This window comes from Providencia sp. PROV223, from assembly GCF_028479245.1.
GTDB lineage: Bacteria > Pseudomonadota > Gammaproteobacteria > Enterobacterales > Enterobacteriaceae > Providencia > Providencia rettgeri.
The window spans coordinates 40682-61829 of the sequence record NZ_JAMPNG010000013.1 but is presented as its reverse complement, the minus strand read 5'-3'; the positions used below and the strand labels follow the sequence as shown (position 1 = coordinate 61829).

General features: G+C 41.1%; 22 protein-coding genes. 13 read left to right on the top strand and 9 right to left on the bottom strand.

Annotation, left to right across the window (positions count from 1 at the left end):
* Nucleotides 1-349 precede the first annotated feature (349 nt).
* The gene (gene fadE, locus PR767_RS14925; protein WP_272520545.1) at nt 350-2815 is read left to right on the top strand and encodes an acyl-CoA dehydrogenase FadE; all 2466 of its coding nucleotides are present in this window, start codon (nt 350-352) and stop codon (nt 2813-2815) included.
* A 55-nt stretch (nt 2816-2870) separates the two neighbouring features.
* Here fadE and PR767_RS14920 read toward each other — a convergent pair whose 3' ends face one another.
* Both PR767_RS14920 and lysA read right to left on the bottom strand, forming a co-directional pair.
* Entirely contained in the window at nt 2871-3734 is an 864-nt protein-coding gene (locus PR767_RS14920; protein ID WP_238563095.1) for a hypothetical protein, read from the bottom strand.
* A gap of 152 nt (nt 3735-3886) precedes the next feature.
* Nucleotides 3887-5146 (bottom strand): diaminopimelate decarboxylase, encoded by a 1260-nt coding sequence (gene lysA / locus PR767_RS14915; protein WP_198641889.1) that lies wholly within the window; start codon nt 5144-5146, stop codon nt 3887-3889.
* A gap of 126 nt (nt 5147-5272) precedes the next feature.
* On the opposite strand from lysA, the gene PR767_RS14910 reads away from it, so the two are divergent.
* Nucleotides 5273-6208, top strand: coding sequence for a LysR family transcriptional regulator (locus PR767_RS14910; protein ID WP_109911967.1), 936 nt, complete (start codon nt 5273-5275; stop codon nt 6206-6208).
* Here the strand turns inward: PR767_RS14910 and PR767_RS14905 are convergent.
* Nucleotides 6182-7102 (bottom strand): LysR family transcriptional regulator, encoded by a 921-nt coding sequence (locus PR767_RS14905; protein WP_272520544.1) that lies wholly within the window; start codon nt 7100-7102, stop codon nt 6182-6184. The genes PR767_RS14910 and PR767_RS14905 overlap by 27 nt on opposite strands.
* A 132-nt stretch (nt 7103-7234) precedes the next feature.
* Between PR767_RS14905 and PR767_RS14900 the strand changes: the two genes are divergently transcribed.
* Together PR767_RS14900 and PR767_RS14895 are read left to right on the top strand one after the other, a co-directional pair.
* A complete protein-coding gene (locus PR767_RS14900) occupies nt 7235-8107 on the top strand; it encodes an MBL fold metallo-hydrolase (RefSeq protein WP_004914125.1) in 873 nt (290 codons plus the stop codon).
* Nucleotides 8108-8279: 172 nt separating this feature from the next.
* Nucleotides 8280-8924: a DsbA family protein gene (locus tag PR767_RS14895; protein ID WP_004914127.1), complete on the top strand. Its 645-nt coding sequence runs from the start codon at nt 8280-8282 to the stop codon at nt 8922-8924.
* A gap of 57 nt (nt 8925-8981) precedes the next feature.
* On the opposite strand, the gene PR767_RS14890 is transcribed toward PR767_RS14895, so the two are convergent.
* Nucleotides 8982-9791 carry a prepilin peptidase gene (locus tag PR767_RS14890; protein ID WP_272520543.1) on the bottom strand — a complete coding sequence of 270 codons (810 nt, stop codon included), beginning with the start codon at nt 9789-9791 and terminating at the stop codon, nt 8982-8984.
* 279 nt (nt 9792-10070) lie between these two features.
* On the opposite strand from PR767_RS14890, the gene rsmE reads away from it, so the two are divergent.
* The 9 genes from rsmE to hemW all read left to right on the top strand — a co-directional run bounded on the left by rsmE (nt 10071) and on the right by hemW (nt 16899).
* Entirely contained in the window at nt 10071-10802 is a 732-nt protein-coding gene (rsmE, locus tag PR767_RS14885; protein ID WP_109911964.1) for a 16S rRNA (uracil(1498)-N(3))-methyltransferase, read from the top strand.
* A gap of 9 nt (nt 10803-10811) precedes the next feature.
* On the top strand, nt 10812-11759 hold the full coding sequence (gshB, locus tag PR767_RS14880; RefSeq protein WP_004914137.1) for a glutathione synthase: 948 nt from the start codon (nt 10812-10814) through the stop codon (nt 11757-11759).
* A gap of 135 nt (nt 11760-11894) precedes the next feature.
* A complete protein-coding gene (locus PR767_RS14875; protein ID WP_004914139.1) occupies nt 11895-12458 on the top strand; it encodes a YqgE/AlgH family protein in 564 nt (187 codons plus the stop codon).
* Nucleotides 12458-12877 carry a Holliday junction resolvase RuvX gene (gene ruvX, locus PR767_RS14870; RefSeq protein ID WP_004914142.1) on the top strand — a complete coding sequence of 140 codons (420 nt, stop codon included), beginning with the start codon at nt 12458-12460 and terminating at the stop codon, nt 12875-12877. The genes PR767_RS14875 and ruvX overlap by 1 nt, the downstream gene beginning before the upstream one ends.
* A gap of 147 nt (nt 12878-13024) precedes the next feature.
* A complete protein-coding gene (locus PR767_RS14865) occupies nt 13025-13717 on the top strand; it encodes a YggS family pyridoxal phosphate-dependent enzyme (protein WP_272520542.1) in 693 nt (230 codons plus the stop codon).
* 14 nt (nt 13718-13731) lie between these two features.
* A complete protein-coding gene (gene proC / locus PR767_RS14860; RefSeq protein ID WP_272520541.1) occupies nt 13732-14553 on the top strand; it encodes a pyrroline-5-carboxylate reductase in 822 nt (273 codons plus the stop codon).
* Nucleotides 14554-14572: 19 nt separating this feature from the next.
* On the top strand, nt 14573-15157 hold the full coding sequence (locus tag PR767_RS14855) for a YggT family protein (protein ID WP_042851654.1): 585 nt from the start codon (nt 14573-14575) through the stop codon (nt 15155-15157).
* A 16-nt stretch (nt 15158-15173) separates the two neighbouring features.
* Entirely contained in the window at nt 15174-15767 is a 594-nt protein-coding gene (rdgB, locus tag PR767_RS14850) for an RdgB/HAM1 family non-canonical purine NTP pyrophosphatase (RefSeq protein ID WP_004914153.1), read from the top strand.
* Nucleotides 15760-16899: a radical SAM family heme chaperone HemW gene (gene hemW / locus PR767_RS14845; protein ID WP_004914156.1), complete on the top strand. Its 1140-nt coding sequence runs from the start codon at nt 15760-15762 to the stop codon at nt 16897-16899. The genes rdgB and hemW overlap by 8 nt, the downstream gene beginning before the upstream one ends.
* Before the next feature lie 160 nt (nt 16900-17059).
* Here the strand turns inward: hemW and PR767_RS14840 are convergent, their stop codons facing one another.
* The 5 genes from PR767_RS14840 to trmB form a co-directional block, all read right to left on the bottom strand.
* On the bottom strand, nt 17060-18010 hold the full coding sequence (locus PR767_RS14840; RefSeq protein ID WP_004914159.1) for a siderophore ABC transporter substrate-binding protein: 951 nt from the start codon (nt 18008-18010) through the stop codon (nt 17060-17062).
* 211 nt (nt 18011-18221) lie between these two features.
* Nucleotides 18222-18953 (bottom strand): DUF2884 domain-containing protein, encoded by a 732-nt coding sequence (locus PR767_RS14835; protein WP_004914162.1) that lies wholly within the window; start codon nt 18951-18953, stop codon nt 18222-18224.
* Between the two features lie 23 nt (nt 18954-18976).
* Nucleotides 18977-19903: a glutaminase B gene (gene glsB, locus PR767_RS14830; RefSeq protein WP_094962054.1), complete on the bottom strand. Its 927-nt coding sequence runs from the start codon at nt 19901-19903 to the stop codon at nt 18977-18979.
* Nucleotides 19904-20013: 110 nt separating this feature from the next.
* A complete protein-coding gene (locus PR767_RS14825) occupies nt 20014-20346 on the bottom strand; it encodes a YggL family protein (protein ID WP_109911960.1) in 333 nt (110 codons plus the stop codon).
* Complete coding sequence (trmB, locus tag PR767_RS14820) at nt 20346-21065, bottom strand: tRNA (guanosine(46)-N7)-methyltransferase TrmB (RefSeq protein WP_272520540.1); 720 nt, start codon at nt 21063-21065, stop codon at nt 20346-20348. Before trmB ends, PR767_RS14825 begins: the two co-directional genes overlap by 1 nt.
* Nucleotides 21066-21148 lie beyond the last annotated feature (83 nt).

Sequence of the window (21148 nt, the reverse complement as noted above, 5' to 3'; positions counted from 1 at the left end):
TTAATTCAGATTCAAATTATCCTAAAAGAAAAATGGCGCTCCATGGCAAAACTCAGATAGATATCAGTAATTAATCTTTAATAGTCAGATTGTTGCACAGGGATAATTTTGTTTCTACTTTTGATTGTGCTGTCTTGATCCTACCGACAAAATTCATCGTGACTCATAGCTAATAACCTGACTTTTCATAGAGCCAATAATACAAATTACTACGATATTTTCCTTTATATGACGTTTTTGTGAGCTAAGTTGTAATTAGGATGTAAATATATTGCTAATTCTTTATTAATGGGTATAGATTAAAGCAACAAACAGGTCAGACCTCTTACAAGTAGACAGGAGCTTCGCTATGATCCTTCTCAGCATCGTGTTATTTCTCGCCTTAATAGGCGTACTTTGTTATCACAAAACATCTTTGGTTTTTAGCTCAGTATTATTATTGGCTTATACCGCGGTTATGGGAGTCATCGATATTTGGAGCTACTGGATGTTACTGCCAGTTGCCTTGGTATTATTTCCTTTTGTCTTCACTCCTGTACGCCAATCGCTTTTCTCTATCCGCGCGATGAAAATGTTCCAAAAAGTCATGCCTCCTATGTCGAGCACAGAAAAGGAAGCCATTGACGCAGGAACAACGTGGTGGGAAGGCGACCTTTTCCGCGGAGCGCCAGATTGGCATAAATTGCATAACTATCCAAAACCACAGCTAACCGCAGAAGAACAAGCTTTTATTGATGGGCCTGTTGAAAACGTTTGTGGCATGGTCAACGACTTCGAAGTGAGCCATGAACTGGCAGATCTAACACCTGAAGTGTGGCAATACCTGCGTGATCACCGCTTCTTCGCGATGATCATCAAAAAAGAATACGGTGGCTTAGAGTTTTCTGCTTATGCGCAATCTCAGGTTCTACAAAAGCTCGCTGGTGTCTCCGGTATTCTTGCTATCACTGTAGGGGTACCCAATTCATTAGGCCCGGGTGAATTACTGCAGCATTACGGCACTGATGAACAAAAACAACGCTATTTACCAGGCTTAGCTACGGGTGAAGAAATTCCGTGTTTTGCATTAACCAGCCCTGAGGCAGGTTCCGATGCTGGTGCTATCCCAGATTCAGGTGTCGTTTGTATGGGTGAATGGCAAGGCGAGCAAGTATTAGGAATGCGCTTAACATGGAACAAACGCTATATTACTTTGGCACCAATTGCCACTGTATTAGGCCTCGCATTCAAACTTTCAGACCCTGATAAACTATTAGGTGGCGAGAAAAACCTTGGTATCACCTGTGCACTAATTCCAACCAATACCCCTGGCGTTGAAATTGGTCATCGCCACTTCCCACTAAATATTCCATTTATGAATGGTCCTACACGCGGAAAAGATATTTTTGTTCCAATCGATTACATTATCGGTGGGCCAAAAATGGCAGGCCAAGGCTGGAGAATGTTGGTTGAGTGTCTTTCTGTCGGTCGTGGTATTACATTACCATCGAACTCAACTGGTAGTTTGAAGAGTATTGCTATCGCGACAGGGGCTTACTCTTATATTCGCCGTCAATTCAAATTACCAATTGGTAAAATGGAAGGTATTGAAGAACCACTAGCTCGCATCGCAGGTAATACCTATCTGATGGACGCAGCAGCAACTCTCATCACCTCTGGAATTATGTTAGGTGAGAAACCTGCCGTTTTATCCGCTATTGTTAAATACCACTGTACACACCGTGGCCAGCGCGCCATTATTGATGCCATGGATATTACGGGTGGTAAAGGCATCTGTCTTGGGGATTCAAACTTTGTTGCCAGAGCTTACCAAGGCGCACCTATCGCCATTACGGTTGAAGGGGCAAATATCCTAACCCGCAGTATGATCATCTTCGGTCAAGGGGCTATCCGTTGCCATCCATTCGTATTAGAAGAAATGGCCGCAGCACAGGATAATAACTTACATAAATTCGATAAAGCCGTATTTGGCCATATAGGTCATGTGGTTAGTAATCAATTCCGTAGCTTCTGGCTTGGTTTAACCAATGGCCGTGGAAGTCATGCGCCAACCAAAGATGAAACGCGCCGTTACTATCAAATGCTAAACCGCCAAAGTGCCAACTTAGCATTACTATCCGATGTTGCCATGGGTGTGTTAGGGGGTAGCTTGAAACGCCGCGAACGTATCTCTGCTCGCTTAGGGGATATTTTAAGCAACTTGTATCTCGCATCTGCAACCTTAAAACGTTATGAAGATGAAGGTCGCCAAAAAGCAGACTTACCATTAGTGAAATGGGCGGTTGAAGATTGTTTATATCAATCAGAAAAAGCGATGGATGATCTCCTGAAAAACTTCCCTAACAAGTTGGTTGCGGGGGTAATGCGCATCACCCTATTCCCTACTGGCCGTGCGATGTCAACACCATCAGACCGACTAGACCATAAACTGGCTCAAATCCTGATGGAACCATCAGAAACACGTGATAGATTGGGCCGTGGGCAGTATTTAACACCTACGGAAAACAACCCTCATGGCCTTGTAAACCAAGCTCTGCTCGATATCATTGCTGCTGAACCTATTTTCGAACGTATCTGCCGCTTAAAAGAGCGTAAACTCAGCTTTACTCGCTTAGATAAACTTGCTGACCAACTACTTCCTGAAAACGTAATTACGCAAGAAGAAGCTGATATCTTGCGTAAAGCAGAAGCAAGCCGGTTACGGACGATTAACGTCGATGAGTTTGAGTTTGATGATTTGGGTGTACTTCCGACAAAAAAGTCACCAGATGAACCTTCAAATGAAGAAACTAGTAAGAAAAAGAAAGCGGCTTGATTAATTTTAGCTAGTAAATCAAAGGGAACTCAAGAGTTCCCTTTGTCATTTAGATTTAAAGCAAATAATCACTGAAATATTCGGCTACTTTGTCTTCATCAATACCTAAATGCCCCTTCCAGCCAGCCCATGGCATCTCCATATCTGAGCGACCTTTAGTATTGTTTAACTGGGACTCAGTACTCACAAGGTCACCAAAATTAACCCTCGACGCTAATGATAAAGGAATAAACTGATTTGGTATCACACCGATCAATGCTAGAGATTGTAAAACCCCTCTATGTGTATATTTATTACCCGGGATTATTTTGGCTTCAGCCAAACGCTTTTCAAAATGGCCGGGGGTTTCATCATCCTTAGCAGAACGAAATAAATCCAATAACTGGTTAAATTTAATTTTATCGTCCCCAAGCGGTTGTACTGGCTCAACATTAAGTAAGTGTTTTAAATTTAAATAAGCATATGAGGTATTACCTGTATAGGAATTTCCGTAATACAAGCAATATTGAAAGTAACTATCGTTGATGTGAATTTTTCGATTGTAATCACTGCATACCCAGCAACAGGCTAATTGTGGTTTTTCTATATAGTCATGAATCTGTATATTTTGGAGCTTATGAAAAGCACCTAGCACTGAACGTCCTCGTAAATAACTTCCGCCAACACCTGCAATAAAAGTATCAAAACAGCGCTCTTGGCTGAGTTTTTCCTCTTTTTTTAAACTGTTGAACTTGTGCATAATATCAGCATGGTCATTGAAAGACTCAATGTGATTCACTTGCCAATTAATTCGAGCGAGTTCCAATTGTTCTTTGGCTGACAGTGTACTTTGACTATAAACAGAAACCTCACGACCAACGTCATATTGGCTATTTTCGTACTTATACAGTTTACGAAGAACCCTCATCACTTTTTGCACTGATTTTTACCTTCTAGCTTTTATTATGTTGCGTAGAATTTATATAAGGTAGGTAAAGTACATGGGAATATAGATGTGGTGAATCAGAATAACCGCATCTTACAATAATAGCCCTATGAGTAAGATGCAGTTATCTATAATGAAAGGAAGACTTACAGCTCCAGAGCCAATAGCTCTTCAATCGTTTGGCGGCGGCGAATTAATTGTGGTTTACCATTCACAAACATCACTTCGGGTAATAATGGGCGGCTATTGTAGTTTGAAGACATCGAGGCACCATAAGCGCCTGTGTCATGAAAAACCAGAAAATCGCCAACTTTAACCTCAGGTAAAGCACGGGTTACCACTAAACCGCCCTCTAACTGGGTAAATACATCTCCTGATTCACACAGAGGGCCAGCGACAATCGTGTCTTTTAATTGAGCCCCATCAAGGTTACGTCCATCCATAGGTAATACCGAAATATGGTGATAGCTGCCATACATCGCTGGGCGCATTAGGTCATTAAAACCACTGTCTACAAGCACATAGTGGCGACTACCCATATCTTTAACGGCTCGCACTTCTGCTAATAGTACCCCAGACTCAGCAACTAAATAACGTCCGGGTTCTATTTCAAGTTCAATTTTGTGCCCTAAGTGTTGTTCGATGCGTTGGCGAGCGTTATCCCATAGGCTGTAATAATGCGGTACATCGATTAATTCATCACCTTCACGATAAGGGGTTGATAACCCACCGCCTGCTGAAATGGCATGAAGATCAACCCCTGCGGTTGTGACTAACGCCACCATAGAATCACACACATCGGCAAGATGTTGATAGTCAACCCCTGAGCCAATATGCATATGGATACCAACTAGCGATAAATTGTAATGGCGAATTTTCTCTAACGCTGCAGGTAAATCTTCATGCCAAATACCGTGCTTACTATTTTCACCACCAGTATTGGTTTTTTGGCTATGGCCGTGACCAAAACCTGGATTGATGCGTAACCAAACAGGATGGCCAGCTTTTTGTTCGCCAATTTGCTCAAGCATGTCAATAGAGCCTGCATTCACAGGGATATCTAGCTCAGTCACTTTCGCTAATGTGGCTCTATCGAGCACATCTGCTGTAAATACGATTTCTGAGTTCTCACGTCCAGGCTGGAACCCTGCCACCAGCGCACGTTCTATTTCCCCTAAAGAAACAGAATCGACTTTAACGCCTTGTTGTTTCATTAAGCGCAGAATATGAATATTCGAACATGCTTTTTGTGCAAAGCGGACAGTATCAAAAACTTGTAATTGCTTGATACGCTCAATAATCACCGCGCTATCATAAACCCAAACAGGGCTACCATACTGCTCAGGTAATACACGTAAATATTCAGGTGTTAAATATTGGCTTGTTGTCGTTGCGAATGAAGTCATTGTCTTTCTCGTTTGCAAGTTTTTATTATATTAAAAGCTATTATTCAAAGAATAATACGGGAAAAAAAATATCTATTTTGCTAAAGTCTATTCATATTTGATATAGACTTTATTTAAGGACTTCCTATGCAAGCCATTTCATGGCGGCACATTGAAATATTCCGTGCAGTAATGACAGCCCCCAACCTGACGGAAGCCGCTGCACTGCTAAACACCTCACAACCAACTATCAGCCGTGAACTTGCTCGCTTAGAATACCTTTTACAGTTTAAGTTATTCGATAGGGTCAAAGGACGTCTACAGCCAACAGCACAAGGATTACGGTTTCTTGAAGAAGTCGAACGCTCTTATTATGGTTTGGAACGCATTAAAAACTCAGCGGAAACTATCCGACGCTTCGAACATGCCCAAATCTCGATAACCTGTTTACCTGCTTTCGCGCAATCTTTATTGCCCCATGTTTGCCAATCGTTTATGGAAAATTACCCTGATGTCAGCATCACAGTGATCCCGCAAGAGTCTCCTGTTCTTGAAGAATGGTTGTCCGCTCAGCGTTACGATTTCGGTTTAACAGAACATTTGCAAATGCCTCCGGGCACTGAACAACAAACACTGGGAAGTTTAAATGAAGTGTGTGTCTTACCCGCAAACCACCCTTTAGCCCAAAAAGAAGTCCTAATCCCCAATGATTTTCAAGGCCAACGTTTTATTAGCCTATCATTAACTGACAGCTATCGTCAGTTGATTGACTCAACATTTGCGGAGCACCATGTCGAGCGCAAAATGGTCATGGAGACGCATTCAGCATCATCTATTTGCGCTATGGCACTAAAAGGGATTGGGATTTCTATTGTTAACCCTTTAACTGCATTAGATTTTCATCAACAATCTGCTGGGAAGTTGGCTCTGCGCCCACTCAGCTTTTCCATTCCTTTTACCGTTAGCTTGATAAAACCTATTCACCGCCCTTCATCACAATTGACCAATATTTTTACTCAACATTTAGAGGATAACTTTAATCAAATAAAAACCCAGCTAATTTCCGCGCTGTTGCATCAATAACTGCCAGTGAGGTGAAGTTGCAAACCAATTAGCGAGATAATCAATCACCACCCTCAATGCAGTTGGCATTTTTTGCCGACTCGTATACACAGCGTAAATACCTAGAGGCATTGGCGTATATTCAGGTAATAGTTGAACTAACGCCCCTGAGGACAAATGATCAGCAACAGAATAATATGGTTGCATAGAGATACCCGCGCCCTGCAATGTTACCTCAGCGAGAAATACGGATTCATTAGCACTTAATCGCCCATCAACCAATACACTATGCTGCATACCTGCCTTTTCAAAGACCCATAAGCTACGACCAAAAAAATTGTAGGTTAAGCAATCGAGTAAAACTAAATCTTCTGGTTTTTCGGGATGTTTTTTCCCTTTTAAAAAATCAGGTGAAGCACAAATGACAGAATGGCAAGTTGACAATGGTTTTGCGATTAAACTCGGCTCCAGCTGATTAGTAATACGGATAGCCAAGTCAATTCGTTCCTCTATTAAATTAACTGATTTATTCGATATTTGCATATCTATAGCCATATTCGGATAGAGTTTCATAAACTCAGCAATAGCCACAGAAAGTGCACTTTGGGCAATAGATTGTGAGCAACTAATGCGCACTAAACCGGATAATGCTTTTGCATCAAGCTCTTGCTGCACAGGGACCATTTGGGAAATAGCATTAAGTTGCAAAGATTGTTGATATACCCCTTCCCCCGCTGAAGTTAAACTTAATTTCCGCGTGGTACGATTTAATAAACGCACTCCCGCCCATTGTTCCATTTCCGACAAATAGCGAGTCACCATCGCTCTCGACATCTCTAATTTTTCTGCTGCTCCACTTAGGCTGCCTTGTTCAACGATAGTAATAAATACTTCTGCTGCCTTTAATCTATCCATACCACTCTCATTTGACCGAATTTTGCAACAAACAACACCTAATTATGGGGTTTTTCATCTTATCATTGCAATTTAATATACACGCCATGCAAAAAACAAGCTTTCCTGTATAACTTTATTTTAGGATACAAAATGAAATTTACCTTATTAGCTGCAACCGCGTTATTCGCCACTACGATAAATATGACCCAAGCTGAAACACTAACATTAGATGTTTATAATCCTGGAAATAACAGCGTATTTCCGGTTTCCTCTGAAATTATTAGCGGTTCAAGTGAAGTGGTGTTAATTGACGCACAATTTCAAAAAAATGATGCACAACAATTGGTTGATAAAATTAAAAAGCTCAACAAGAAATTAACCACGATTTATATTAGCCACTCAGATCCAGATTACTATTTTGGGCTCGATACCCTAACAAACGCCTTCCCTGAAGCTAAAGTGGTCGCGACAGCAAACACAGTTGAAGCCATTAAAGCAACTAAAGATGGCAAACTGGCTTACTGGGGTGGTGTATTAAAAGATGAGGCACCTGCCCATATTATCGTCCCTGAGGTCATTAAAGGAGATAGCTTCACAGTTGATGGTGAACGACTTGAAATTAAAGGCCTTGATAGCGCATCACCAGATAGAACTTATGTCTGGGTTCCATCATTAAAAGCCGTTGTAGGGGGCGTTATTGTTTCTGACAATATTCATGTTTGGGTAGCAGATACACAAACAGAAGAGTCACGTAAAAATTGGCAGCAAACATTAAAAGACATCAAAGCACTGAACCCAATAACCGTTGTTCCCGGTCACTTTACGGGAGCATCTAAATTAGATACAAGCACGGTTTCTTTTACTCAAAAATACTTACAAGATTTTGAAAATGCAGCAAAAACAAGTAAAAACTCAGATGAACTCATCCAAAAAATTGCGGTAAAATATCCACAATTGGATGACAAATCAAGTTTAGAACTTAGTGCAAAAGTTGTTAAAGGCGAAATGCAGTGGCCTCAATAACCAAGTGATACTCACTATTACAGCCATTTTGCGCGGTATGTTCCGTAGCAACTCACTGAATGACTAAAAGCAATTTGGCTGATTTCACCGAATGATAGTGGTATTAATTTTTTGATGATAATGATACAACTTAACTAAAATTATTTAAAAAGATCAAATAGAGAGAACTATTATGAGCAATATCACCCTACATTATATTTATGACCCTTATTGCGGCTGGTGCTATGCCGCTGCGCCTTTAATCGAAATTGCCAACCAACATCCAAGTATCAACATTGAAATGCATGGTGGTGGTATGTTAGCTGGCAATGCACGCCTACATTTAGATGATAATTTTCGCCAATATATTCTGCAAGCTGATAAGCGCATTGCATCCATGACAGGGCAAGTATTTGGCGATGACTATATAAAAATGCTACACGAACCTAATTTGGTTATGGACTCAACACCACCGCAAACCGCTATATTAGCGGCAACCAAGCAAGGCAAAGGCTTTGAGATGCTTAAAGCCATTCAAAAAACACACTACATTTCAGGACGCCATATTAAAGATACCGCGGTACTTCTTGAGCTCGCCAAAGAAATTGGCCTCGATGTAACCCAGTATGTGTCCGACTACAGTGAGTGTGAGCAACATGAAACTGCGGCCCACATTGAAACAAGTAAGGCTCTGTTAGCGCAGTCAGGTGCATCCGGTTTTCCAACTCTGTTAATACAACAACAGGGGAAATGGTTACGAGTTCCATTACAGAATTACCTCGGTGAGCCGAGTAAATGGCAGCAATTTTTAGATTCTTTGGTAACCGCAGCGTCTTAATAATCACCCTTTTTAATAAGCCACCTTTCAAATATGCGCATAAGGTTGTCATTTAATTTAATATTCAATTATTGATAAATACAACCATGTGCTAGCACTAATAATTAACGCGGGGCCAAATGGAATCGTCTTCGTTGTTTTAGCTATTTGCACCCCAGATAATATCTCGGCGTGGGCTAGATTTACCAGTTGCTTTTTTTGGTATATTTTAGGCCATAGCCCAAAGTTAACCCAGTATTGTAATAGCCCCAACCCTGCAGCGGTGGCCAAAAAGTAAGGTAACTCCCAAACACCAAGCCAAGCCGAACAAGCGGCAACGAGTTTAAAATCCCCTCTCCCCATTTGTGGTCGATAAGTTTGTTTTTCAACCAGTGTAACCACCATTAACATCACTAAGTAGCTGATCAGTACTGCATAAATAGCTGAGACTACATTCCCATTTGGTAAGTGAATTTGATATAGCAACCCCACCCATAATAATGGGTACGTAAGAACATCAGGGAGATAACCTATTTTATTATCAATGATAAATAATGGTATTATTAAATTAATATATAATGTTAAAAATAAAATAATACGTAAATTATTAGATGAATAATATATTATAAAAATTAGTACACTATATATTAGAAGTAAAACAGTATTTTTAATAATAATTTTGGATTTATCAAAATGAACAACGGGTAAATAAATAAGTAGTTTTTTAGTCGTAAAAAAGGATATTAGCAGCATAAAAAAAGAAGAAAAAACACAAATAAAATCAATGATATTTATAGATTTATCATTTTGACATGATAATGTAAATTGCTCAGACGGCGAAATAATAGATATAACCGATGATATTAAAGTACAGAGTAACTCCCTCATATTAACTCCTTATTCCTTTATGGAGATAAAAATAAATATACTGTGAATTTCTGCTATCCCCAACACTTTAATTCCGTTGAGTAGAGTCGGTTTATTCGAATATCATGATCTTCTAGTTTACTTTCATCACTGTTTAAGATGTCACCTATGGCACAGACATACTATAAAAGGTCAGTATTTCGTTATAAACTAGGTAGCAGCGCTTGAGTTTAACAATTCAACCCCCATATTCATCAAAGTTATATTATTTATTAACCCAGTCTGTACTAAGGAAAAGCTATGCGCATTCCACGCATTTATCACCCAGAGCCTCTTCAAATAAACACAACAATTTCTCTTGGTGATGATGCTGCAAACCATGTAGGTCGAGTACTGCGCATGACTGCAGGCCAAAAACTCGAACTTTTTGATGGCAGCAATAAAACCTTTAGTGCTGAAATTACTGAAGCAACTAAAAAAAATGTATTCGTACACATTAAAAATAGCCAAGTTGACGATAGAGAATCCCCTCTCGATTTACACCTCGGGCAGGTCATGTCTCGTGGGGAAAAAATGGAATTTACTATCCAAAAATCTGTCGAACTCGGAGTTAATACAATAACACCTTTGTTATCAGAACGTTGTGGTGTTCGCCTAGATGGCGAACGGCTCGAGAAAAAATTACTTCAATGGCAAAAAATTGCGATTGCAGCCTGCGAACAATGTGGCCGCAACCGAATTCCAGAAATTCGCCCAGTACAAACCCTTGAAGCATGGTGCGCGGAAACTGACGGTGCATTTAAAGTCAATTTGCACCCACGAGCAACAGAAAGTATTAATACGTTACCCACTGAACTGAAGAAAGTACGATTGTTGATTGGCCCGGAAGGTGGCTTGTCAGCAGACGAAATTGCCATGACAGCAAATTATCAATTTACCGATATACTGTTAGGGCCTCGAGTATTACGAACAGAAACGACTGCGCTAACCGCTATCACAGCACTACAAGTGCGCTTAGGTGATCTGGGGTAAGGAGAAAAAATGATCAAGCTCGGTATAGTGATGGATCCTATTTCATCCATCAAAATTAAGAAAGACACCAGTTTTGCAATGATGCTGGAAGCTCAGCGTCGAGGTTATGAAATCCATTATATGGAAATGAATGACCTGTATTTACACCAAGGTGAAGCTCGCGCACAAACAAAAATCGTGACAGTCGAAGAAAACCCAGAAAAATGGTACGAATTTCATGGGGAACAAGATATCCCCCTAAGTTCACTTGATGCCATTTTAATGCGGAAAGACCCGCCTTTTGATACTGAATTTATCTATGCGACTTATATTTTAGAAAGAGCGGAACAAGCTGGCACCTTAATTGTGAATAAACCGCAAAGCCTACGTGACTGCAATGAGAAACTCTTTACTGCTTGGTTTGCTGAGTTAACACCGGACACATTGGTCACGCGCAGCCCACAAAAGTTAAGAGAATTTCACCAAAAACATGGCGATGTCATATTCAAACCACTAGATGGTATGGGTGGCGCTTCGATTTTCCGTCTTAAACAAGATGACCCAAATGTGGGCGTAATTATCGAAACGCTAACGGAACATAGCTCCCGTTACTGTATGGCCCAAAACTTCCTACCAGCAATTAAAGATGGTGATAAACGTGTCTTGGTGGTGGATGGTGAACCTGTTCCTTATTGCTTAGCGCGAATTCCAGCTCAAGGTGAAACCCGAGGTAACCTTGCAGCGGGTGGCCGTGGGGAAGCTCGTCCATTAAGTGAAAGTGACTGGGCCATTGCACGTGCCGTAGCGCCAACATTAAAAGAAAAAGGCTTAATTTTTGTTGGCCTTGATATCATTGGTGACCGTTTAACCGAAATTAACGTGACTAGCCCAACGTGTGCACGGGAAATTGAAGCCGCATTTGATATCTCCATTACAGGTATGTTAATGGATGCCATTGAACGCCGTCTCAATAAATAATTTATAGTGGTGGTTTATCTTCACTGATGGCTTTTATTATTTTCACACAATAAAAGTCATCCGTTTTATTTACCACCTATAAGTTTGCCTTTTATTGTGTTCTCTCAATTGTTTTAAATTTGCTGGAGTCTAAGTTTGAATCTGCAAAACCATTTTCTTATCGCCATGCCATCCTTAACAGACCCTTATTTTGAGCAGTCAGTCGTTTATATGTGTGAGCACAATGAAAAAGGGGCGATGGGGATTGTGATTAACAAGCCTATTGATGATTTTTCTGTCGATAAGATGCTTAAAAAACTCGAAATCACGATTTCAGATAAAATTGATAACCGTAATTTAAAGAAGCCTGTCATTGCGGGTGGTCCCGTGGCTGAAGAGCATGGGTTCATCTTACACACACCGATAAAAGGCTTTTTATCGAGTCTGCACTTAAATGATGAAGTGATGGTGACAACGTCAAAAGATATCTTAGAGACTTTAGGAAGTGAGCACTCCCCCTCAAACTCTTTAGTTGCACTAGGTTATGCAAGCTGGGAACCTGGCCAACTTGAACGTGAAATCATGGAAAATAGCTGGTTGACCGTTGAAGCTTCTCCTGAGCTTATTTTTGATACACCAATTCATGAACGCTGGACTGCTGCAGCTAAATTAATTGGTATTGATATTCATACTATTTCAATGCAAGCGGGGCATGCTTAATGTCTGGAAGAACTTTGTTAGCCTTTGATTTTGGAACCAAAAGCATCGGTGTGGCCGTTGGACAAGAAATTACAGGTACCGCGCGACCATTAACCTCACTAAAAGCCAGCGATGGCCGCCCTGATTGGCAACAAATCGAAAAGTTACTTAAAGAATGGCAGCCTCAGTTGGTTATTGTTGGCCTTCCCCTTAATATGGATGGCACGGAACAACTGGTTACAAGCCAAGCCCGTAATTTTGCAAATCGAATTCATGGCCGTTTTGGTGTTAAAGTCGAATTACATGATGAACGTCTTTCCACGGTTGAAGCAAAAGCAGGCCTTTTTGAACAAGGTGGTTATCGAGCTTTGAGTAAAGGAAAAGTAGATTCTGCGTCTGCTGTTGTGATCCTTGAAAGCTGGTTTGAGCAACATATTTAAGCATTGCGTATTTTACGTGGTTATTTTTAGCTTAACCTCATGCAATGGTGCCGTTCTGATGTAATTTGCTTTACACTATGGTCAATAGCCGCTATTCATGTAAGACATGAATAAAATAGTATTGAATAAACCATATTGAATAAAATAATGACCATTCAAAATAATATCTCTGATGTCACCGCGCGTATTGAGCATGCTGCCGCAGAGTGTCAGCGCTCACCACAAGACATTACGCTACTCGCGGTAAGTAAAACCAAACCTTGTGAGGCTATTTTAGAAGCTATAGAGGCAGGCCAACGCCAGTTTGGTGAGAACTATGTACAAGAGGGCGTTGAGAAAATTCAATATTTCTCTGATAGAAATGACTTAGTTTGGCATTTTATCGGCCCATTACAATCGAATAAAAGCCGCCTTGTTGCTGAGCACTTTGATTGGTTCCATACCTTAGACAGAGCCAAAATCGCTCAGCGCTTAAATGACCAACGTCCAAGTGGAAAAGCGCCCCTCAATGTGCTAATTCAAATCAATATCAGCGATGAAAACAGTAAATCAGGTATAACACTCGCAGAAGTTGCAGACCTTGCGGCGCAAGTCGCTACGATGCCAAACCTTGTGCTACGGGGCCTGATGACGATCCCTGCACCTGAAACGGATTATGAACGCCAATGTGCTGCGTTTCATCAAATGAATGAGGCAGTTAAGCAATTAAAAACCACTTACCCCACTGTTGACACTCTTTCAATGGGGATGACTGACGATATGCGTGCAGCAATCCATTGCGGCTCAACACTTGTTCGCATAGGAACCGCTATTTTTGGCGCTCGCCAATATCACCAATAAGATAGGAGAACAGAATGCAACATCGTAAAATTGCCTTCATCGGCGCCGGAAATATGGCTCACGCCATCATTGCTGGGCTGGTTAACCATGGTTACCCTGCATCGATGATCACGGTGTGCTCTCCTACACCGGTACGTCGAGACAAACTGGCCGAGCAATATGGCATTATCAGCAGTCATGATAACTTAGCTGCGGTCAAAGCCGCTGAGGTCATTATCCTAGCGGTTAAACCACAAATGATGAAAGAAGTGTGTGAACCGCTGCAAAATGCCACAAACTTTGACCAAAAATTAGTGCTGACAATCGCCGCAGGGATCCCTGCAGAGCGTTATAATGATTACTTTGCACACCAACTGAATTTAGTACGCATCATGCCAAATACGCCATCGTTGGTGGGTAAAGGTGTTAGCGGGTTATTTGCTCAAGGGAAGGTTTCTGAGCCAGACAAACAGTTTGCTCAAGAGCTGATGCAAAGTGTTGGCTCCACGATTTGGTGCCAACAAGAGCAAGACATCAATAAGATTATTGCCATTACTGGTAGCTCCCCTGCCTATTTCTTTCTGTTTATGGAATCAATGCAGCAAAAAGCAGAACAACTCGGTTATGATAAGCAACAAGCTCGCGAGCTCGTTCTGAATGCAATTGAAGGGGCTGTAGAACTAGCTAAGTCACAAAGTGACACGGACTTTTCGGCTTTACGTGAACAAGTCACCTCTAAAGGCGGTACCACCGCGATGGCTTTAGAGCAATTTTATAATGGAAACCTTCCGCAAATTGTTGCCGATGCAATGCAAAGCGCAATAAACAAAGCAGAAGAAATGGAAAAACTTTTTTAAATTAATCGCGGAATTCACCATGCAGACCTTAGTATTCGTCGTTACTACCCTGATCCAACTGTATATTTTTGTATTACTACTGCGCGTATGGATGCAGTGGGTACGCGCAGACTTTTATAATCCTTTTTCGAAATTTGTCGTTAAAGCAACACAGCCTATCGTCGCACCATTACGCCGAATCATTCCTTCTTTTGGCGCGATAGATACCGCTTCAGTGGTTGTTGCGTTTGTTTTAGCTATTGCAGCCATTATCTTTGGTATGTGGGCAACAAACTTACTCCCTATTTTAGGTATAAGCATTTTACCTATGGGATTGATTTTATTATTAACCTATACCGGTAAATTAATTTTTTGGATGATTTTAATCCGTGCAATTCTAAGCTGGGTTAGCCAAGGCCGTAACCCAGTAGATTATTTATTATACCAATTAACCGAACCTTTAATGGCGCCAATCCGTCGCATCATTCCTGCTATGGGCGGGTTAGATTTCTCTGCAATGATTGTGATGTTTATTTTAATCGCATTGAATTACCTGCGTGTAGATATCTCACTGATGATTGACCCATCATTGACTGCAATGATGTATTCCATTGGTATTATGTAAAAACGAGTTTTAAATAATGCAAAAAGTTGTTTTAGCCACCGGTAACCCCGGAAAAGTGAATGAGTTAGCTGGCCTACTACGTGATTTTGGGATGGATATCGTCGCACAAACCTCATTAGGCGTTGAGTCCGCAGAAGAAACGGGCTTAACTTTTATTGAAAATGCAATCCTAAAAGCGCGTCATGCAGCAGCACAAACCGGGTTACCCGCAATTGCTGATGATTCAGGAATTTCCGTTGATGCCCTTGGTGGCGCGCCGGGGATTTACTCTGCCCGCTACGCAGGTGAAGAAGCAACAGACGAGCAAAACCTAGTTAAGCTATTAGAAGCAATGAAAAATGTGCCTGACGACCAACGTCAGGCTCAATTCAACTGTGTGTTAGTTTATTTGCGGCATGCAGAAGACCCTACGCCATTAGTATTCCATGGCCGTTGGCATGGTATCATCACCCGTAAACGCAAAGGTCAAGGCGGCTTTGGTTATGACCCCATATTCTATGTTCCAGAATTAGGTTGCACCTCAGCAGAGCTAACGAAAGCAGAAAAGCAAGCCGTTTCACATCGTGGAAAAGCACTCACGATGATGTTGGATGCGCTAAAGAATGCTTAAATTACCCCCGCTGAGCCTGTATATCCATATCCCTTGGTGTGTACAAAAGTGCCCTTATTGTGACTTCAACTCACACACACTTAAAGGTGAGATCCCTCAGCAAGAATATGTGGCACACTTATTGGCCGATTTAGACACCGATGCAAAATTAGTTGCAGGACGTTCGGTGAAAACTATTTTTATTGGGGGCGGAACACCCAGTTTATTAAGTGCTGAGTCAATGCAAGCTTTAATGGATGGCGTACGTCAGCGAGTTGATTTAGACCCACATGCAGAAGTTACCATGGAAGCAAACCCTGGTACTGTTGAAGCTGGTCGTTTTGCAGGTTACCAAGCCGCAGGAATTAATCGTATTTCTATTGGCGTACAAAGCTTCGGTAACGATAAACTAATCACTTTAGGGCGTATTCATGGCGCTGATGAAGCGAAGCGTGCTGCTCAGTTAGCCGCTAATCTTAATTTAAGAAGCTTTAACCTCGATTTAATGCATGGGTTACCCGCGCAAACTCAGGTTGAAGGTTTATCAGACCTGCGCCAAGCTATTGAACTTGCCCCTCCGCACCTGTCTTGGTACCAACTCACTATTGAACCTAACACTCAATTTGGCTCACGCCCTCCGGTATTACCCGATGACGATACACTGTGGGATATTTACACTGAAGGCCATAAATTATTGAGTGCGGCAGGTTACCAGCAATATGAAACATCCGCCTATGCTAAACCCGGTTACCAATGCCAACACAACCTCAATTACTGGCGCTTTGGTGACTATTTAGGTATCGGTTGCGGCGCTCATGGAAAAATTTCTTTTGAAGATGGTCAAATTTTACGAACCGTAAAAACAAAACATCCTCGAGGTTATATGGAGGGCCGTTATATGCACCAATCCTATGACGTTGGCGCTTCCGATAGACCATTTGAATACTTCATGAACCGCTTTCGCCTTCTTGAAGCCATGCCACGCGCTGAATTCACCCAATATACAGGGTTACCAGAATCAACAGTTAGAGCGGCTATTGATGAAGCTTTAGCTAAAGGCTATATCACAGAAACCGTGAATGAATGGCAGATTACAGAGCATGGAAAGTTGTTTCTCAATTCGCTATTAGAGCTATTTTTAGGTGAAGAATAGCGGCTATTCGGTTCATTTATAAATTACTTCACTGATAAATTAGATGAAAGCCCACTTCAAACGAAGTGGGCTTTTGTTTAGAGATAAAAATGAAATAGACAAGAATAACAATTGAGGTAATACATATTGCCACCATCAATAAGACAGTGGCAGATATCTGTTATAGAGCATTCACCACCGCATTAACTTGCTCTGTTAAGCTAACTAAACCGCCACCTGACAAGTACCATAAGTCAGATTGCAGGTAAGTAATTTTGCCATCTTTATAAGCTTTGGTTTCTTGAATATTGCTATCTTCAAATACTGTTTTATCCAATTTACCTGCACCAATCGCTTCGCTACGGTCAACAATCAGGATCACATCTGGGTTAGCTTGAGCAATAGTTTTGGTATCCACAACACGGCGTTTTGCTTTATCTGCACTTTCATCAACCGGTAGGTCAGCACGTTTTGCTTTCACAACGTTGTAAACAACGGCTTGGCTATTTGGAATTAATTTGCCGTCATTATGCATCAATACTAAAACTTTTTTATTGGAATCAGCCGCTTTCTTCTGGGCGTCTGCGATGACTTTATCTAATTGGACTAACTGCTCATCAACCGCTTTTTGGTTACCGTAGAGCTCACCAATCACACTAATATTGGCTTTTACAGAATCAATATAGTGTTTGCTATCAGAGCCTAAATTGATAGTGGGTGCAATTTTTGATAACTCATCATAAGACTTACCTTGACGACCTGTGATCACAATCAGATCAGGTTTTAATTGTGCGATTTTGGCTAAATCAGGTTGTTTCATTCCACCTGCGTTTTCCATTGATGCAGGAATACTGCCTTTTATATAAGCAGGAGCATTGCCAGTTGGTAGTGCAACAACCTTGTCACCTAAGCCGAGTTTTTGCATTGAGTCATAAACACCGAAATCAAACAGAACCACTTTTTGTGGTTTTTTCATGACTTCAGTTTCACCTGATAGGTGTTTGATCGTCACTTTTTCAACGCCTTGTGCTGTAACCGCATTTGGAGTGAAAGTGGTAGATTCAGCGCTAAGAGCAAAAGGCGCAGAGAATGACAACACAGAAACAAGCAGAGCAGGAATGAATTTTTTCATTTAAATGATCCCAATTTAGTCATTAAGCCAAACCCGCATTGTAAAGTGAGTGGCTTAGATGTCAATCAAATAAGAATCAATTTCATTTTCATTCCCATTAATGGAGTTAATATCACACAAATTGATGATAACGATTATATAGATAAATAAAAAAACAGTAATGTACAAAAATACATTACTGTTCATAAGGTTATTATTGATTTTAAATCGATCAGTGACTTTTGATTGAATTAAGTAATGAGACGCGTTGTTGCTCTATTGAAGTCACTTTAGAACAAACTTGTTGGCCGAATTGCTGGAAGCTTTTCTCTTGTTTTTTCCATTCAGATTCAAGTTCTTGTTGTAACCCGCCTAAGTTGCCTAGCATACCTTGTAACGCTTTATTGGCATCACCACCCGATAATAATTGCTTACGCCCCATCTCATTAATGCTGTCTTGTAAAATACCGCCTAAGCTTTCATTGACTAACTCGCGCCCTTTCGTTTCAACCGTTTTCATGGCTTTATGGTGAAACACATAACCATTGGGACGAGTCTCAATAATTTGGTTGATTTGCCCATTAAGATCTTTTTCTAATTTTGTTAACCGGTTACGGATATTGCTGTCACTACCAACCACTTTAACGACAACTTTGTCTATCGTTTCCCTTGAAGTTGATAATTTTTTTTCTGATTCTTGTTTTATCCAAGGTAAATCCTGACGAATATCGGCTTGGTAACGAATAGCTTGCTGCTTTTGCGCCTCTGTTGCAGCCACATTTTTACCGTTAAGTGTGATTTCACCGTTTGGCGTAATTTTTAAATCACCACTCGCACCAATGACTTGTACACTTTCGGGTGTCATAAAGATGTCATCCTTTGGTGTTACAGAACAGTTATAATCTGCAGCTTGGCTCGTCGCACAAGCAAGGAGTGAAAATGCAATTAATGTACGGCGTAACATAAAATCTCCTAGTAGAGCATTAATTAAAAAACAGAACGCCCAATTCGTTTCGATAATAACTCTAAAGCCGCACATCCGACTAAAGAGTTCCCCGCCGAGTCTAGCTCAGGTGACCAAACCGCGACCGTAAATTGGTTTGGTACTACGCAGACAATACCCCCGCCAACGCCAGACTTACCGGGCATTCCTATCCGAAATGCAAACTCACCAGAGCCGTCATACATACCACAAGTCATCATTAATGCATTGATTTGTCTTGATTGCAGCGGTGTGATGATGGGGTCAATAGAGCAAGATGACATTCCTTGCGATGTTAAATAAGAAAAACATCTCGCTAATTCAACACAGTTCATACTTAGAGAGCAATAATGAAAATAAGTTTCGAGAACTGTTAAAACATCATTTTCAAAATTCCCAAAAGATTTCATAAGATAAGCAATGGCCGCATTACGGCTGGCGTGTTCCAGTTCTGAGCGAGCGACAACTGTGTCATAGCTAATATCCGGTTCGCAAGACAACTTTCGGACAAACTCCAACATACGCTGTTTTGGTGCACTAAGGCGTGATTGCAGCATATCAGCGATAACAATGGCTCCCGCATTAATAAACGGGTTTCGAGGTATCCCCTTTTCCATTTCAATTTGAATTAGCGAATTAAATGGTAGCCCGGAGGGTTCTTTACCTACTCGGCTCCAAATTTCCTCTTCCTCATAACGCGTCATTGCAAGCGTAAGGCTTAATACTTTTGAAATAGATTGAATTGAAAAGCGTTGATATGCATCCCCTGCGGTAAAAATATCACCATCGATTGTGGATACAGCAATACCTAAATGGTGGGAAGGCACACAACCTAAAGCAGGAATGTAATTTGCAACACAACCTTGCCCAATCAGTGGGCGAACTTGGTCTAGGATATCGTTGAGTAGCTGGTTAGAAAACATGGCGCTCAAAACGTTGACTCCAGATAGTATTTGCAACAGAAAATAAAGGCACCCAATTTTTGGATGCCTCTTCAAGCGACTGAAAGTTCAGTTTATTTATTGAGGTTGACTCAATAAAATTATTCTTCCCACCAAACATCAAAAAGCTCAGAAACGACGACGTCATTCATACCTTTTGATTTTAACCAGTTTTCAACAATTTGACGGTGCTCTTCGGTACATTTGCCAATTTTTTGTAGGCAAACGATCCCTTCCCAGCTCATATAGCCACTTGCTTCAAATGCTAAACCATTCGGTTCAATCGCTTCTGCAATCAGTTGGTCAACGGTGCTGTCAACTTCCTCAATCGGCGTACCTTCTTTAAAGCTCCACTTAACGGTAAAGCCTAACTCTTGGAACTCATCCAAGCGTAATTTTTTACGTAAACGACGACTACGTTGTTGTTTAGCCATTATTTGATCCTCTCAAACATTAAATCCCATACACCGTGCCCTAACCGCTGGCCGCGCTTTTCAAATTTTGTTTCTGGTCTTGTTTCTGGACGAGGAACGTAATCACCTGATGGCGATAAGTTTTTATACCCTTCGACACTCGTCATCACTTCAAGCATGTGCTCTGCATAAGGCTGCCAATCCGTTGCCATATGGAAAACACCACCGATAGCTAGTTTACTACGAATTTTTTCTGCAAACGGAACTTGCACAATACGGCGCTTATTGTGTTTCGCTTTATGCCATGGGTCAGGGAAAAATAACTGAACCATTTCAAGGCTTCCATTTGGGATCATGCAGTCTAAAACTTCTATTGCATCATGGCACATCACCCGCAAATTGGTGACATTTTCTTCTTTTGCTGATGCTAAACATGCGCCAACACCGGGAGCATGAACTTCGATACCTAAAAAGTTTTTATCTGCATTTTGAGATGCCATGGTCACCAATGAGGCGCCCATCCCAAACCCAATTTCCAAGGTAACTGGATTTGAGTTATTAAATACTTTGGCAAAATCAAAAGGCTCATTGATAAAATCGATGCCTTTTTTTGCCCATTCTTTTTCTAATGCGTCTTCCTGACGTTTTGTCAGACGCCCTTGACGGCGGACAAAACTACGGACTCGGCGCATAACCCGCCCATCTTCATTATATTCGGGGGAGATAACATTATTGATCATAATAAAGGTTCTAAAATGAATGCCCAATTAAGTTAGTGTGCCAACAATCAAGTTTATAAGGTGATTGGTTACCAAATTTATCA